The organism is Aestuariibacter sp. GS-14, assembly GCF_006494365.1.
GTDB classification, from domain to species: domain Bacteria; phylum Pseudomonadota; class Gammaproteobacteria; order Enterobacterales; family Alteromonadaceae; genus Alteromonas; species Alteromonas mangrovi.
The window spans coordinates 82,691-98,606 of record NZ_VHIP01000002.1 but is presented as its reverse complement, the minus strand read 5'-3'; the positions used below and the strand labels follow the sequence as shown (position 1 = coordinate 98,606).

The window sequence follows — 15,916 nt, the reverse complement described above, 5'->3', positions numbered from 1 at the left end:
AGTATTTGTTATAGGTGAAAGTAAAGATGCATTTAACTCAACAACAAGAATGCGTGATCGGCACTTTCACGAAACGCATCAAATATCCGTTGTCGCTGGCTGCTTTGTGGTGCAAACGCACAACACTCTGATCCGGCGGGCATTTCCTGTAAGTCGTACCAAATGCTGTTGAGCGCTTCCACACCATTTGCCAGAAAGGTCTCGCCCCATGACGTTGAGTAAATAACGACCACGTCTTCTACCGTTGCTTTTAACCGGGATGTCGTAAAATTCAATACAACCAGACATGCAGAGATTTTTTGCTGTGAGATCAATGCACTGCGTGGCAGTGAATTCACTTTAACGGGGGGAAACAAATTCACTGCATGTTTAACAAACTGATATAAATCATTTTCGGTAATGGGGTCGGTATCGTAATCCAATAAGATTTCAGTATTGGCATCAATTACCCGATTGCAGATGCACCATAGCATTAACCTCACGAGACAGGCCGCGTTAGTGATGCGGGTTTTCTCTACCCCCTTATTGAGCTTACCCAGTTGGTCGCCGGAATACACTGTCCAAAGTGGCGTGCCGTTTTTACGGCGGTTAAGTTTTACGGTTACTGTGGAACAATACACCAGTTCATCAAGGCCACTGCGCAAAAACTCAATTTTATTGGGCTTTTTCGAATAAAACGTATCGAGACGCCGGCCCAATACGGTCATGTCTTCCTGGCTCACCAACTGGTTGTCTTTGGGCATTTTGCCCGACATACGCCGGTAACACAGGATCAGAAACTGGTGAATTCGCCTGAATAACTGAATTTTCTCCTGAAACGACCAGTTATCCAGATTGTCCAAATGAACAAGCTGATTGCGGTCCCACCCCCACCGTTTAACATAGCCAATCATAATTCGGCGTTTAAACGACGCATCGCCTTCTTTAGCAGCTTTACTGAGTTCACAGTCGCACTTGATATACAGGCACTGGCGCAACAACAGCACGACGTCCTCATCGCCAGTGGCTTCATAATGGGCTATCACCTGGTCGAACATTAACGCATAGGGATCAATAGTAGCCACGTTACCTGGCGCTTCATCACCATTGTGCACCCGCTTTTTCAACAAATTACACAAGGGCAGTTCACTACCCACGTTCTCTAAGAACACCTCGAGCTTGGCCATTTTAATCACCGACTTAAACGACGAATCCATGGCCTTGCCAAGTTGCCAGATAGCCGCGCCAAACAGTTCGTTAGGATCGAGGCGTTCAATGTGTCCCAGATCCATAAACCAGTCGGGATCAGGAGAGCCACCTTCTTTAAGGTGGTCCCGCAACGCATAATATTGCTGTTGTGTGGTAGATTCAGGTACCAGCCACCAAAACGGTGCTTTGCCCGCCACCAGAATATTGGTGGTATAAAATTCAGATTTCAGCAATACCGCCTGGGCAGAACCCGCGCTCTCCCCCTCAGCAATACCAAAATCATTGTTGCGAACTTTGTCGATATCAGACAGGAAAAAATGCACTTCAATGTTGTACGTTTCCTGAACCCATTGCTCTATCGCCGTGAGTTTTTGCTGCAATAACGCCAATCCCTCTTCTGAATGCGCTTTGCCGTCGATACACACCCAGTAGTCAAAATCCGATTCTTCTGATTGTGCAATAGTGCCAATACTGCCCATCAGCAACAAGGCATCAATGGCACGTTGTCTCGGCCAGATTTGCTTAATATCTTCAATCAACACCTGTTGCATTGGAAAGAAATCCATCAATGCGTCTTTGATTTCGTCCCGGAAGGAAAAGTTATTCAGTCCAATAGGTACATCGCTATTGTTTACATAGCCGGGGAATTCGGGATGGTTGATATGCAACAGGAAAGGCAACACATGGAACAGGGGTTTGTGTTCGTCTGGCAATAGCGCCAGCGCCCGCTCAATCCGTGCTTTGTTATACCGCAGTACCCGTAGCAACCGAATAGTCAGGTTTTGATTCACTGTTAACGATTGCCGCGAAGTCATTAACGCCCTGTTCTTAATCCTAATACTGTTACAAGAATAACCGGTTTTTTCAGGAAGGTGTATGCTAGTTACAAATAAATCGCCATTAATACGTGGTGGTGCGTAACAGGTTTGTTACCATGCCGCTCGCGTGTAAACTTTTTAGTTGCAAAATAACAAGAGACAGAGGACAGACAGGGTGTTGGCATTATCGCAGTTGAGCTGGCAGGACAAACTACACGTACTGGTAGGCTACTGTTTGCTGAAAACCGGCAGGCTCACCTTCGACGCATTTAGCGAAGCCGAACTCAACGACATCGTACGCCCTTATTTTCCTGTAAAAATACCGCTGGAAGTACCGATTGGCGAAGGCAGTTTTGAATGCCTGGAAGGCCAATTAACTATGCCAGTCAGTACCAATCGATTAACCCTGCAGCTATTTTGTGCGGTAGAAATTCGCGCCCTTGGCTCCGCTATTTACCGGGCTCATGTTGCCGTTTCAATAAGCGCCCTGCCCAATTACTACCCTGCCAGTCGCACCTTGCGCTTTACCGACGTAAAAGTGGATGTAGTGCACCTGCTAAATGACCGCTACAGTTTGATTAAAGACACCCAGTTCATCATAGACAAACTGATACCAGGACCGTTATCAGGTTTATCTTCGCTGCTTGGGCAGCCAATTCGCTCAGCACTGAGCATTGTAACGGCCGGTTCTACCGAACACGCCCTGGCCTACTTGCAGTTATATTTACAGGGCAACACACAACGTATTCTGGACTTCCACAAACCCAAAATTGAACAGCAACTCTTACGCGAACTCGAAACCAGAGCGGTAGGTTACACCCTCAGTGACAACGTTTGGCGGGAGTTTTTATTTGCCCGTTGGGGCAAACGAGTAGTGGTGGAAGAAAAAAGCCTGCGGTTTTATTTTACGGAGTAATGTACAAAAAAAGCACTTATCCCTAAGTGCTTTTCTGATTATGTGTTGCTGCAATTTCTCATTTGATTTACAGCGAGCATTGTTTCCCGCGGCATGGCTTGTTAACACCGTCCGTGCTACCTGAGGTAACCGTGACTTCACTCCACGAAGTCCAGTCGGAGCTACCTGCACTGTTCACAGCCCGCACGCGATAGATATAGGAGCCGGTGCCACTTGAATCGGTGAAGGACTCGGTATTTTCTGCCAGACTGGCAACCAGTTGTGTGAATTTATAGCGGCCTGCCTTAAATTCTTTTTCACGCTCAATTTCAAAGGTAGTTTCATTGTCGCTGTTGTCTGTCCATGAAAGTACTGCCGTGCCATCCTGTCCATCGGTCACAGTGAGTCCTGATGGCGCAACAGGCGCGGTTAGCTCAACGGGTGCATCGTTTGTTGTTGCACACATTTCAGCTGAAGGCTCGGTAACATTGCCAGCCAGATCCCGCGCGCTTACAGTAAAGCAATATTCACTGGAAGCACTTAAGCCATTTGCGGTAAAGGTAGTTTCAGTTTGCCAATCACTGCTTACACATGCATCGCCGTATGTACAGGTAAACTGATAAGACACAATGCCCTGTCTGTCGTCTGTAGCAACCACCGACGCCATGGCAATACTGTAGGCACTGGTTGCCTCAGGTTGCTGTGCAAACTCCATTGGATTTGGATCAGGTGGAGTGGTGTCTGCTGAACCCAGCGTAATCTCCCCTTGCAAATAGTAGTGTCCCTGACTGCCGTAATCAGACGCGTATACGCTATCGGTACCATACACTTCCAGCACATACAGCCCTTCAGCAACTGTGGTGCTGATTGAAGCACTGGTCTCGTAGCTATCTGCGTATTCTACCAACAGGGTACCCTGGGCATCGTAAAGCCTTAAACCAATATCCAGGTTACCACCACGTCTGGCTGTTCGGGTAAAGGCATCCCAGGCAGGCGTCGCATTGATGGTTAACGGCCCGGTGCCAGCACTAAATTGAAACCAGTCGGAATCGGCTACCTGAATACTGCCTTTATTTGCAGCAATCAGCGTACCAGGGTCGACTTCGCGATTGGTTGCACTAAACTGGCCTTGCTCGTCGATCACCAGGGCAACGGGATTTTCAGCATTGCCCGATGTATCCGAACTACCACCTAATTGACTTTGCAAAATGGCAATGTCGTCTTGCAGTTGATTGGCATCAGGATAATCACCGTTGCTCCATTGCGTAACGTTTTTGTAGTAGCCCACCCCCATAATAGGCGCCCAGCTTGATGGATCGTTGTCGGCCCCTGTTCCCCGGTAGTAACTGGTGGTAGAGTTTCCATCGTGACCCAGGCCAAAGTTGTGGCCCATTTCATGTGAGCCTGCTTCAGCCATAAAGGTAGCCGCACCGCCGCCTAAACGGTTGTAATACACCAGTGCGGGCTGATAATAGGTGTAATTACTTCTGCCCCACACGCCAATATACGCTACCCCACCGGCGCCCTGACTGGGCATAGCTTTACCGTTTTTATCAGCATCTTTAGTAAACAATAACCAACCGGTATTGGGTCCCATACTCTCTGGCGCTTCAGTGGTTATATCCACATCAAAGGCCGCAAAGTCATCGGCAATTCGGGTCCATATCTCGTGAATTCGCGCGCGCTCGGCATCGTTAAAATCGGTTGGGTTACCGTCTAAATCAAACGGCTGTGTATCGTAGCTAGCACCGCCACCCCATGCTTTTCCGCTAATCAAACCGCCGTCAAAATCCAGAAAAATCTTATTGGCTGAATTGGGATTGGTGTGAAGTTTAAATACATCCACCGCGGGCAATACACTGTCAGACGAGTTGAGTTCACCTGTTTCCTCTGCGGCTTCTTCTACGTCCTCTACCAGTCCTTCTTCAATGTAGAAAAGTTCGCCACTGCTATCTGCGTCCATGAATCGCTGATCAACAGTTGGAATGCCTAAGTCGGCCAGGCGCTGTAAAGCGCGATCTCTTGCTTGCTGCGGAACGCGCAGCAAGGTTTGTTTTAACTTGCCTTCCGGTACATTTTTAAGTGCTTGAGGTGGTAGATTGTCTGATACTTGCGGCAGTGGTGCTGCATGGCTGGCTGATGCCAGAATTGCACAGGTTGCCCCGGCAATCATACTCAATTTAATGTGAGTAATGCGTGTCATTTTATTGCTCCAAATAGGTATTTCAGGGTCATTTGGAACGGAAAGTTAGCCTGAGCACAGGTCCTTGATGCTAACTGGCCAGCAATCCCGCTATCGTAGAGTTTTCACTCCTTAGACCGGTGACTTTGCGTCCCACGCTTTCACGTGGTTTGCCCAGTTGTGTTATTCACACACCAACAGATTATCAGGCAATGGAAGCTTGCACTGTATAAAGCTCTGCCAACAGGTGTGTGCAGTAATACTTAATGGATTAACCTGTGGCGTTTCACAGGTGAATTAATTGCATGTAGGTTGCTGAATTAAATAACAAAGCATGCTACACCAAAGAACCGCTTAGGTATTAAATACAGGAGGGTTAAGCTACCCGCTTAAATACGCGAACAACAAAATCAGCGGTAACGTCGAAGTCAGCATTTACCAGTTCGTCGGCTTTATCGATAGGTAACCGCCAGTAGTAAGGGGTCATTTCCAACAGTGCCTTACGCATTGCCTGACTGGTAAATGCAATGGTAAAACTCAGCGACTCTTTTTCAAGCAGTTCAAAGCCGGGCATGTCACCCATTTTGTCCTGATGCTTGCGCGGCGAGTCGTAAATGGCTTGCTTGATTTCCCAAAGGTGATCCGGGCCAGGATCAACCATAATACACAAACCATCGGGGGCGATAACTCTGGCGTATTCTGAATCATGGCCTGGCGCAAACACTTGTAGCACTGTGTGTAATGACTTATCTGCAACAGGTAATCTTGCGCTACTTGCTACTGCAAAGTGACAGTGACTAAAGCGCTTTGCCGCGATATCGACAGCGTGCTTGGCAATATCACTTCCCCATGCCATTACGCGATGGTCTTCGGCCTGCAATGATGCTTGAATAACGCCCAGATAGCTGCCTTCTCCGCAACCGGCATCGTACAAATTAAATTCCGGTAATAACGTCAACTGCGAGTGTTTACGGATTTTTTCAGCAATCACCTGCATCAGTGGCAGATAACCATTGCCGTCGTGAAAACAGCGTCGGGCGTTGAGCATGGTTTTGTCGTCACCGGGCTGTTTGGAGTGTTTGTGCTGAACCGGGAGTAAATTGAGGTAGCCGGATTTGGCTTCATCGAAACTGTGGCGATTGTCACAGCGCCAGGTTTTAGTCTGGTGTTCTGCATTCGGCAGTGCCAAAGGGTGCTGGCATAAGGGGCAGTGCCACATAGTCGGCTCCGGTTCAAAAAGCCGCTATGCTACCCCTTCTGTATTTAGGTGTCACTAACAATGGACATCGGTACTTCTTCTACGTGCTCACCTATGTCGTCAATGTTAAGCGAAGGATCGTCGATACTGGCTTCCAGCATATCAAATGCTTCCCGGCAATACTTAGCCAGGGGCTGCAGCGACTTAATGGTTTTATTGCAGCACACCATGCCGATGTTGGCGGTACCGTTGTAGGTCATCAGAGTAATATTTACCCCCCCACCCGGTGTCATGGTAGAAATGGGATAACACGCCAGCAATTCACTGTCTTTAAAGAATTTGGCATGTGTTGGGCCGGGTACATTTGAGATCAGAATATTGGCAATGGGTCGCATCCAGTTTGAAATTCGCAACCATTCGAACACCAGAGCAATGGCCTGAATCCCAATGGTATAAGCGCTGAAAGCGGCCGGCCGCGCTCGTTGCGCTGCGTATTTCACAATGCGGTGATGGTATATAATCTGACGCAAGCGCAGGTACGGGTCGTGCTCTGCATGGGCCAGTTGCACCGGTACAATGGCTATTTTATTGCCACTGGTTTTTTCACCGGGTTTGCGCAGATTAATTGGCATATTGGTGTAAAGCGCCTGCTTAAATACGTGGCCGTGCTCCTGCAGTAATTTATGTACACCTATATCGAAGGCAGTAAGTAGTATTTCATTGGCCGATGCCCGGGTGCGTCTGGCTAAGGCCCGAATACGTCCAAAATCCAGATCCAGAGTAGCCACAGCCCGCCCTTGCTGAACTTGCCCCGTAAGTACCGTTCGCGTGCCGGTAAAAGGCACCGGCATGTAATGGCGATTGATGCGAAGTAACCGCAGCATTAACCCCACGGAGATCACAAAAATGTCTTTTGCGATCATAAGGGATTCCCAGACACCCAGCCCTATTCGCTTGATCCGTTTGTATTGTTTGGCAGGTGTATGTCGCAGGCGCTTAACTGCCCACAGAGGTATAAAGCCGTCAGTTTTGGGTTCGTCCAGATACCCTGCCTGAAACCAGCGTACCAGCGTAGATCCGTCACCGTACAGATGATGCACCCTGGCATAAATGGCGAACGAGTGGTGCGTTGGGTCGTATAGAAAATGATACTGCCACAGTGGCTTTTGCGGATCCAGCCGCGTTTCATGCATACGGGCAACAAAACTGTCTAATGCTTCACGGTCATCGATATTGGCAATTTGATGGCATTGCACATGGTAATCCATCTGCATGTTTTTTACCGGCTGCAACCCCAACGGCCAGATGCCAATGGCTTTAACTTTGCAATTAAAGGGGGGGCAGGCTTTGGCAAACCCTTGCATTTCGCTGTGCAGCGCAGTGACATAAGCTTTGGGATCCTGCCCCTTTGGTATCGAGAGGATTTGCAAACAGGCTACGTGCTTGGGATTGGCCTGTGACTCAGTGATCCAAAACGATTTATCGAGAAACGTCAGCTTTCGAGCCATACTCCTCTAGCCCTCCAGTACATCGGTATTGGTGAGATTTGCCATCGAATGATGTTCAATGGCGCTTTGCAACTGACGCAACGTGTCTTCTTCCAGCGCAAACCTGGGAAGCAATGCCGTCATTATTAAACTCAGCGCATGAAATTTTTGCGAAACCGGATCATTCACTGCGCGTAAGTCGTCGTACTGGCCGCTTTGGATTAGGATCATGCTGATCAAGTCGACCATCAGGCGCTGTTGGGCTGATGTTGCAGCTAACTGTGACTGTTTGGCAAATCGCTGAAGGAGGGTAAGCAAGCCACTTTCCAACTGACTAAACAGCAATTTGTGCAAGCGTTTGGCGCGAGGATACTTCTCAGCAATGTCAGCCGGGCTGCGATACAGAAAACGAAACACCTGTAACTTATCAATAATGATGGCCAGAAAATAAAAGAAGTCCTCAACAGCCACCTTGTCCAGTGTAGCCGGGCGGAATAATTGCTGCATCTCGTCACTATGCCATTGAATCAGCGCGTCTACCATTAGCTCTTTGCCTTTAAAATGGTAGTAAAGGTTACCTGGGCTAATATCCATTTCCATGGCAATGTCGACTGACGTTACACTGTTTTCTCCCCGTTCGTTAAACAAGGTAAGTGCAGTCAGTAAAATCCGTTTCGCGGTTTTCCCGGCCATAGCAATTATCCCAACATCATTAAGTACAGTTGTGCGAAGCCTGCAGCCATACCCAGAATGGCACCGGTAACAATCAGCTTCCACTCATCCTGCTGGTACGCTGGTCTTAGCACCCCTTCAAATTCTTCTGAACTCAGCGCCTGCATACGCTCGCACAAATCGTCGCCCACGCGTAGCGCCTCATTTGCATAATCAAAAGCATAGTACAAGTACTTGTCGGAATCCTCGAAAAGGCGTTTTACGGCCATGGACTTCATTTTGAAATAATTTTCCGAACCGACACCAAGGGCAAAGTAGGGCTGTGCGATTGCAACGTAACGTTCAATGGCGTCGTTAACGTGTAATTCGATCAGTTCGAGCAATTGCGCCGATCCCGAACCGTGTAAAATCATATGCGTGATGTTCTTCGGATTGATCAGCTTTTGTTCAATAATGTCGGCATACACCCGGGACACTTCGGTTTGCCGCTTTAAAAACATGCCTTGTATGGTAAGACCCGCAAATCGTATTGGCTGTTTGGGTTCGAAGATAATTTTAATGGCGATCCAATTAGTGGCATACCCCACCAGCAGCCCCCCCAGAGGTAAAATCCACCATTCCTGATAGAAATACCACAATGCCATGGTAGGCAGGCCAAATAAGAATCCAAAGTAAAAACCTGACTGCACAATAAACGGGAATTCTTTTTCACCCGAGCGCAGGAAAATTTCGTTGATAAGTTCGGGAGAATTAACCAGTTGCTCAACCACCAGCTCTTTGATGTCGAGAATTTCATTTACGTTATGCTGGAAGTCCTCCACCATTTTTGCAACCAAATAGGGAATGTCGTCTTCGATGCGTCGGTAAACCAGATTCTTGCCCTGTACAGGCAACGCCGCCCATACGGTTGGCGCCGACGACTCCATAACTTCATTTACTATTTTTCGCACCACCTGATGTAGGCGATGTTCAATTGCTTTGGTAAGGGCTTCCGGCTCAAGGCGGTTGGCGAGCTCTTCCACGCTAAGTAATTTACCCAGCACCAGTTCTACTTCAATTTCGGCCATTTCCTTTCGTTTGGCCGGTATTAATCCCTGCCAGCCAAATATTGGCGGAATGCCAACAAATTTCAGCGGGTAGAACATCATTTTTACCGCGAGGTAGTTTGTGCCCCACCCCACCAGCGCACTGATAAGCGGGATAGACAGCAAACTCAATGTTTGTAAATTCCAGTCCATGTTGGTGCTACGTTTCGTTATTTTAATGTTTAGCAGTGTTCAGGCTACTGACTGCCGACGCGCGGGTCAACTTAACTTTATTTATAGATGCAATTATTGATCTGTACACGTATAAGCATAAAAACAGATAAGAAAATGCAGCTAACTTGAACGAATTTTGCTGTTTGTGGCTCTAACCTGCAATTTCACATACACTTTACAAATATAAGTGGGTTTTACTGGGATTGGGTAGCAGATTCTAATTTTGCTGCATACACTGCCAGTAAGCAGGTAGTCCCAACGCCGGGGAGGAAGTATGTCTCTGTTTTCAACACAATTATCAGATATCGAGAAAGCACTCGATAACGCGGGTAACTACGCCGAATACCGCGATGCCTGCCTGGCACATGATGCCTTATCAGGCGCCAACGACTGGAAAGCCAAGGACCATAGCAGAGACTACGACTACCGTTTGATCCGCAAACGCGTTCAGCGTATCAAACTGGCGCAAAGCCAACAGGATATTCCGGCACTGATGTCGATATTGCACGAAGGATTACACGGTAACCTGGGCAATATTGCCAATCCCGAGCTACTCGCCCATTGTAAAATCGGCACCAAGCATTTAATTGAAGAGTTTATCAATCAGGTAGTGAGTGCCCTCGAGCAAATATACACTGCCGATGAAGATGTGGTTGACTTTTACGACAAACTCACGTTTTTTGAAGAAACCGCCCACGCCTATGGCCGCAGTTGTTTAATGCTGTCGGGTGGCGCTGGCCTTGGTTTTTTTCACTGTGGTGTAGTGAAGTCGCTTAACGAACAAAATTTATTGCCTACTGTTATTTCAGGTGCAAGTGCGGGTTCCATTATTGCAGCTATGCTGGCCACTCGCACCCACAATGAGTTACTGGAATCGCTGAGCGCCGAATTTATTTATGAACACTTTAAGAACTGGCGACTTTGGGGTGGCCTGGGTAATAAGAGTTTATTAGACAGCCGGGCGTTAGAAAATACGCTGATTTCACTGTTCGATTTAACCACCTTTGAAGAAGCCTTTGTCAAAACCGGCAGGCATGTAACGGTAACCGTTTCGCCTGCGGACCTGCATCAGTATTCGCGTTTATTAAATGCCAAAACCTCACCCAATGCGTTAATCACCCAGGCTGTGCGTGCGTCTTGTGCTGTGCCAATGTTGTTCACACCTGTGCAGTTAAAAGCAAAGAATGCTGAAGGCAACATTGTGCCCTACATTCCCAACCGTCGGTTTGCCGATGGCTCGATTATGGCCGATCTCCCCTTTCAGCAATTATCCCGTTTGTATGGGGTAAACCACAGTATAGTAAGTCAGACCAACCCACTGGCGGTGCCATTCTTAACGGGCGCACGTTCTCAGGCAAAAACCTTAACCAGCATGACATTGCGGCATATTAGTCAGTTAGCAAAGACTAACAGTGTGTTCGCTTTCGACATTATGGAGCAACTAGTGCCTAATCGCGGAGGTAAGCTTGCTATTCACAAAATCCGCTCGGTAATCGACCAGCAATACGTTGGTAATATTAATATTCTACCTGAGAAACAAATTCGCAATCTTATGCAGGTCGTTGCTAATCCCACACTAGTCAGTATCAAAGCCTTGATTGAGAGCGGAGAACGAGCAAGCTGGCCGCAACTGGATGTAATCCGCCGCAATACCATGATAAGTGAAACATTGCGAAGTAAATTAAGGGCGCTAAAACAACGCGAGGCCAAGCTGTTTGAACGTGTGCCTGCTTAGTGGATAGGTGTAGGTTATGTCACTTGCGGCGACCTGTTTGGTTAGTTCCCTGACATCGCTTCGCGATTCAGGGATGACGGAATGAGGGCGATTCATGGATGACGGTACCATCCTGTTCAGTCGCCCCGGAAAGTACGCAGTACTTATCCGGGGTCTTATCAAAATAACCTATCAACTTGATTAAACCTGATTTCTATCAGGATTAATCTGGCACCACCACCCTGGGCACCTCAGTAAATGGTTTAATACCAAACTCCGGGTAGACCTCTGAGGGGAAGTAATACTTACCTTGTGTTACTACCATAGCCATGGATTTTAACACTGACAAGTCTGCTGTGGGATCGCCGTGTACCAGGAAGAAATCGGCTTCTTTACCTACTTCAACCGCACCACGTTCTGTATGCCCCAGATACTGGGCCATATCGTAACTACCGCGTTTTAACGCTTCAGCCGCTGACATACCGATTTTCTCAAACAGTACCAGTTCGCGATGTAAATAGAAGGCGCCGCCCATGTCAGTGCCGGGCACCAGCAGAATACCGCGTTTGTGCATAAGCGACAGTGTATCCAGAATTTTTTGATACGCGGTGAGATACGCTTGATCTTCAGCCTCGTCGGCAACGTTTAACATGGCGGATTTTGCAGAGCGTTGCTCGCTAACCGGCATGTGTTCCACATAATTGGCAACCGCTTTATTGGTAATTCCATTTCTACCGGTCATGGCATATTCGTGGATCACCATGGTAGGGTCGTGGGCGATGTTGTTTTCTACCATTAGGTCCAGGGTATGCTTAACCGCATCACTGGATAAGTCTAAATCCACAAAGCGCTTCATACCCGTAATACGAAATAATGTCCGTGTATCCTCTTCTGGCTTTAATACCCAGCCCAGCATGATCTGATTGATGTGTGTAAGCTCGTCGTAACCGCCTTCAATCATTTGGTCGGCGCGATAAAACGCGGGCACATGGCCAGCCACACGCAAGCCCAAGCGATGCGCCTCTTTGGTCATGTCCGGCACCCATTCACCGTTCATAGAATTGTAGATTTTAATTTGCCAGTAGCCTTTTTCCGCATAGTCGCGGATCAGTGCGAGTGCGTCTTCTTTGGTTGGGGCCAGTTCACCCGTTGCGGCGCTGTAATCACTCACCCCTTCAATAAAGCCACTTTTAGTAATTTTAGGACCAATCAAAATACCCTTGTCGATTTTATCGATTAACGCCGACAGCACATCATCTTCGTTACCCATATCCCGCATACCGGTTACGCCGGCCATGACATTAAGTATGGCGCGATCATCGCCAACGTGGCCGTGCATATCATACAAGCCAGCAACCAGGGTACCGCCCTCACCGTCGATAAACACTTCGTCTGTAGCGGGTTGGGATTGAACGGGTTCTATCGCCGTGATCACGTTACCTTTAATTACCACAGAAGACAGCGCAGTTAATGCCAACGCTTTAGGATCGAAAATACGCACGTTATTAACCCGCACCGTTTGTTCGTACTGATGTGTAACGTCTTTGGCGATATCTTCATAACGTTCTGTGTTTAGAGTGGCTGCCAGTTCACGTAAGCGCTTGTCTTCTCCTTCCAATCCTTCGCGAAGCAAGGCAAAACGGGGCGATACCACCGCAACAAACTCTTGCTTGTCATCTAATATCACATAACTGGGATTCAGATTTATGCCGCCCAGTGCGTACAGCGTTGCATTTACTGCGCTTTCGCCGCTTCCTAAGGTTAACTTGCGCTTTTCTGACACAGTAACAAGACCAGCAGGCAATGCAGGGTAAGGCTCGCCACCGGCTTCCAGAACGGTCTTTGTATAAAGGTAAAGCGCATAGGGGCTGGGATTTTGCGCAATATAAATGGCATCGTCGGCAATGCTCTCTTCACCTGCACCGGCCGCCGCGGTCCAGCTTGCTACACCGTCTTTTAGCTCATAGGTTTCATTTACTGCGTTGCCAAAGGTGGTTTTCCCTTTAATCGACCACGAAATGGGAATGCCCGCCTCAGACAATAAAAGTGTTTCTTCACTGCTTGCCCCCCGGCCGTTGTTACTAAAGCCGTAATTAATATCAATTACCGGGCCTTTCTGAGTAATGGTCATATCGCCAACGTCTGTTCCGCCAAACAATACATTGTATTGTCGAATCGTAGATACCGATGATTGCTGTGCTTGTAGGGTGTTTGATGTTGTAGTTGGCGGTTCACCGCTACAGGCGGTAAGGCCGGCAACGAACAGGCCAATGTGAGACAGGCGCATAGTTGAGTCCTTTTGGATTATTGTCTTTATTGTCGTTGTGTATTTGATGCTTAGCGTTTTAGCGTAGCAATAATCCGGGAGACTGGCGACTATTTGCATGCGCAAAACGGTCTGTTAGGAAATGTAAAAGACAAACAACGAAGAAGATTTTTGGCTTGTTCATACAGACAAATACAGTTTTGTCTGTTTAAAGCACAAAAAACGGGCCGAAGCCCGTTTTTGAATAGGTTGGTTTGATTAGTCCTGCTTCGGCGGCGTTGTTTTCGCCTTGGTTGCAGCAGGTTTTTGCGCTGCAGTTTTACGCGTGGTTGTCGCTTTTGCAGCCGCTTTGCTTGCCGGCTCTGCCGGTTTGCTTGTAGCCGCTTTCGCACGTGATTTGGTTGCAGGCTTTGCCGCAGCATCTTGCGACTTAGCGGCAGCTTGCTTAGCAGCCAACAAGGCCACCTGCTCTACCAGCAAATCCACTTTACCCGACAACACATCAATCTGTGCAGCACGCTTTTGCCTTGGCGTGGTAAAGCTTGGCATCCAATGATGCAATGGCGACTGACGCCACACTTCACACCATTGAGCCGGATCAACCGCTTTGCGCAATTGAGACTCAACCTGTTCGCCTCGCGAGGCCAGTTCGTTCAGGGCCTGTTGAGACTCATTCAGCGTTTGCTGCACTTGCTGATTTGCCTGAGTTACCTGATCAGCCACTAATCCTAACCCCGCTTCAAACCAGGCAAACAGCGGTGATGTGGGCTTTTTATCTGACATAATCATTCCTTACCCAATATCGGGCAGTAAGCCTGCCCGCAGGGATCTATTTGTTTGCAGCCAGTTTTGCAACGGCTTCGGTGAGGGCGTCGATTTTAGCTGACAACTCGTCAATACGTTGATCAGTGTCGTCTGCGTCCAGACCTAATTTTTTGCGCACTTCAGAAACACGACTTTCAACTTCAGAGGTAGTTTCCTTGAATTTGTCTTTCGCTTCTGTTTCCAGCGTTTCGCCTTTACTTACCAGCTCGTTAAACATTTTGCTGGCTTCAGAAGTCAGCTTTTCGTACTGGCCTTGCGCTTCATCAATGCTCTTACCATAAGCACCTAAACCTGCTAACCAGATTTTACGTGCAAATTCTTCAGCTTCATTGATTTTGGTTTTGATGTCGTCTTTAGTAGTCATGATGAACTCTCCTTTAACTGTCTGAGTACAGTGTACGGAGGACTTTTAGAAACCGCATACTAAAAACACAACTTTTGAATAAAAAAACGCCGAATATTTTCATTCGGCGATTTCTAGTGATGTCGTTTTAAATTGAATTAATCAACCAAATCCTGCGGCATGGTGTCGCGGATATCCATCCACACCTTGCCACTGGCTATACCGTACTCACGGATCACCGCAGGCACGGTTTCGTATTCACCACTTTCTGCTACGGTGAGTAACTTGGCATAAAATGCTTTCGCTACGTCCCGCGCCTGTTGTTCTGCAAAGAAGAATCCACCGATACGGGAATACAGACCACGGAAGCCGTTCATCATCAGTACAAAGACTTTATTGCCCGATGCCAGGGCCAAATCGTGGTTAAGCTGATAATCGAAATGCGCAAACGCTTTGCCGTCTTCTTCTACCTGCTTGTAGCGGGCAATAATTTCGGCAGACTCATGCGGATTGTTTTTGATGGCGCTGCGAATAAACACCGCACTCAGATTGGTGCGTGCAGCGAGCAGGTTGTCTACCAACTCGGGAATACCGTCCTGGTCTAAACGCGCCAGCGTTTCCAGAATGTTCAACCCGCAGGTTTCCCAAAAGTTATTCACCTTTGTAGGTTTACCATGTTGAATGGTTAGCCAGCCGTCGCGCGCTAAACGCTGCAATACTTCGCGTAACGTGGTGCGGGTAACGCCAATTAATTCAGATAGTTCCCGTTCAGCAGGTAATATGGTGCCGGGAGGAAAGCGCCCGCTCCAGATTGACTCAACGATATACTCTTCGGCAAAACCAGCCGGACTTTGTGCCTTATAAATCATATTTGCTCGCCTGCTGAACATTCTTTTTCTTCTAAACTGATTGTACCAGATGCATTTTCACAAACACAATCTATAAATATAACGAATATAGTGACTTCTTTGTCGTTTACGCCCTTTTTACAGCTTCCTGTCTAACAGATTATCGGTTAGTCTTTGCAAGCTTAGTCGAGACACAACGGTATTTACTGAATACCAGAAGT

The 15,916-nt window shown here is 47.8% G+C and carries 12 protein-coding genes and 1 riboswitch; of the genes, 2 read left to right on the top strand and 10 right to left on the bottom strand.

The window, feature by feature from the left end:
- Positions 1-32: 32 nt before the first annotated feature.
- Complete coding sequence (locus FJ444_RS03595) at positions 33-2,003, bottom strand: class I adenylate cyclase (RefSeq protein ID WP_140956559.1); 1,971 nt, start codon at positions 2,001-2,003, stop codon at positions 33-35.
- Positions 2,004-2,181: 178 nt separating this feature from the next.
- On the opposite strand from FJ444_RS03595, the gene FJ444_RS03590 reads away from it, so the two are divergent.
- The gene (locus FJ444_RS03590; protein ID WP_140956558.1) at positions 2,182-2,922 is read left to right on the top strand and encodes a DUF1439 domain-containing protein; all 741 of its coding nucleotides are present in this window, start codon (positions 2,182-2,184) and stop codon (positions 2,920-2,922) included.
- 67 nt (positions 2,923-2,989) lie between these two features.
- Here the strand turns inward: FJ444_RS03590 and FJ444_RS03585 are convergent, their stop codons facing one another.
- From FJ444_RS03585 to FJ444_RS03565, 5 genes are all read right to left on the bottom strand, one after another.
- On the bottom strand, positions 2,990-5,104 hold the full coding sequence (locus FJ444_RS03585; protein WP_140956557.1) for a zinc-dependent metalloprotease family protein: 2,115 nt from the start codon (positions 5,102-5,104) through the stop codon (positions 2,990-2,992).
- A 77-nt stretch (positions 5,105-5,181) separates the two neighbouring features.
- Positions 5,182-5,268, bottom strand: a riboswitch (cyclic di-GMP riboswitch).
- Between the two features lie 191 nt (positions 5,269-5,459).
- On the bottom strand, positions 5,460-6,302 hold the full coding sequence (locus tag FJ444_RS03580) for a putative RNA methyltransferase (protein WP_140956556.1): 843 nt from the start codon (positions 6,300-6,302) through the stop codon (positions 5,460-5,462).
- A 44-nt stretch (positions 6,303-6,346) separates the two neighbouring features.
- A complete protein-coding gene (locus FJ444_RS03575; RefSeq protein WP_140956555.1) occupies positions 6,347-7,789 on the bottom strand; it encodes a wax ester/triacylglycerol synthase domain-containing protein in 1,443 nt (480 codons plus the stop codon).
- Positions 7,790-7,795: 6 nt separating this feature from the next.
- Positions 7,796-8,461 (bottom strand): TetR/AcrR family transcriptional regulator, encoded by a 666-nt coding sequence (locus tag FJ444_RS03570; RefSeq protein ID WP_140956554.1) that lies wholly within the window; start codon positions 8,459-8,461, stop codon positions 7,796-7,798.
- A 5-nt stretch (positions 8,462-8,466) separates the two neighbouring features.
- Positions 8,467-9,678 (bottom strand): DUF445 domain-containing protein, encoded by a 1,212-nt coding sequence (locus FJ444_RS03565; RefSeq protein ID WP_140956553.1) that lies wholly within the window; start codon positions 9,676-9,678, stop codon positions 8,467-8,469.
- A 295-nt stretch (positions 9,679-9,973) separates the two neighbouring features.
- On the opposite strand from FJ444_RS03565, the gene FJ444_RS03560 reads away from it, so the two are divergent.
- A complete protein-coding gene (locus FJ444_RS03560; protein ID WP_140956552.1) occupies positions 9,974-11,434 on the top strand; it encodes a DUF3336 domain-containing protein in 1,461 nt (486 codons plus the stop codon).
- A 202-nt stretch (positions 11,435-11,636) separates the two neighbouring features.
- Here the strand turns inward: FJ444_RS03560 and FJ444_RS03555 are convergent, their stop codons facing one another.
- From FJ444_RS03555 to fadR, 4 genes are all read right to left on the bottom strand, one after another.
- Positions 11,637-13,700: an amidohydrolase family protein gene (locus FJ444_RS03555; protein WP_140956551.1), complete on the bottom strand. Its 2,064-nt coding sequence runs from the start codon at positions 13,698-13,700 to the stop codon at positions 11,637-11,639.
- 237 nt (positions 13,701-13,937) lie between these two features.
- Positions 13,938-14,462 (bottom strand): hypothetical protein, encoded by a 525-nt coding sequence (locus tag FJ444_RS03550; protein ID WP_140956550.1) that lies wholly within the window; start codon positions 14,460-14,462, stop codon positions 13,938-13,940.
- Positions 14,463-14,508: 46 nt separating this feature from the next.
- Positions 14,509-14,868 carry a phasin family protein gene (locus FJ444_RS03545; RefSeq protein ID WP_140956549.1) on the bottom strand — a complete coding sequence of 120 codons (360 nt, stop codon included), beginning with the start codon at positions 14,866-14,868 and terminating at the stop codon, positions 14,509-14,511.
- A gap of 137 nt (positions 14,869-15,005) precedes the next feature.
- A complete protein-coding gene (fadR, locus tag FJ444_RS03540) occupies positions 15,006-15,716 on the bottom strand; it encodes a fatty acid metabolism transcriptional regulator FadR (protein WP_140956548.1) in 711 nt (236 codons plus the stop codon).
- Positions 15,717-15,916: the final 200 nt, after the last annotated feature.

Excerpts from the sequence above, each read along its gene's own strand:
- FJ444_RS03595 (WP_140956559.1), bottom strand. The coding sequence starts at position 2,003 with ATGACTTCGCGGCAATCGTTAACAGTGAATCAAAACCTGACTATTCGG.
- FJ444_RS03585 (WP_140956557.1), bottom strand. The coding sequence starts at position 5,104 with ATGACACGCATTACTCACATTAAATTGAGTATGATTGCCGGGGCAACC.
- FJ444_RS03580 (WP_140956556.1), bottom strand. The coding sequence starts at position 6,302 with ATGTGGCACTGCCCCTTATGCCAGCACCCTTTGGCACTGCCGAATGCA.
- FJ444_RS03575 (WP_140956555.1), bottom strand. The coding sequence starts at position 7,789 with ATGGCTCGAAAGCTGACGTTTCTCGATAAATCGTTTTGGATCACTGAG.
- FJ444_RS03570 (WP_140956554.1), bottom strand. The coding sequence starts at position 8,461 with ATGGCCGGGAAAACCGCGAAACGGATTTTACTGACTGCACTTACCTTG.
- FJ444_RS03565 (WP_140956553.1), bottom strand. The coding sequence starts at position 9,678 with ATGGACTGGAATTTACAAACATTGAGTTTGCTGTCTATCCCGCTTATC.
- FJ444_RS03560 (WP_140956552.1), top strand. The coding sequence starts at position 9,974 with ATGTCTCTGTTTTCAACACAATTATCAGATATCGAGAAAGCACTCGAT.
- FJ444_RS03555 (WP_140956551.1), bottom strand. The coding sequence starts at position 13,700 with ATGCGCCTGTCTCACATTGGCCTGTTCGTTGCCGGCCTTACCGCCTGT.
- FJ444_RS03550 (WP_140956550.1), bottom strand. The coding sequence starts at position 14,462 with ATGTCAGATAAAAAGCCCACATCACCGCTGTTTGCCTGGTTTGAAGCG.
- FJ444_RS03545 (WP_140956549.1), bottom strand. The coding sequence starts at position 14,868 with ATGACTACTAAAGACGACATCAAAACCAAAATCAATGAAGCTGAAGAA.
- fadR (WP_140956548.1), bottom strand. The coding sequence starts at position 15,716 with ATGATTTATAAGGCACAAAGTCCGGCTGGTTTTGCCGAAGAGTATATC.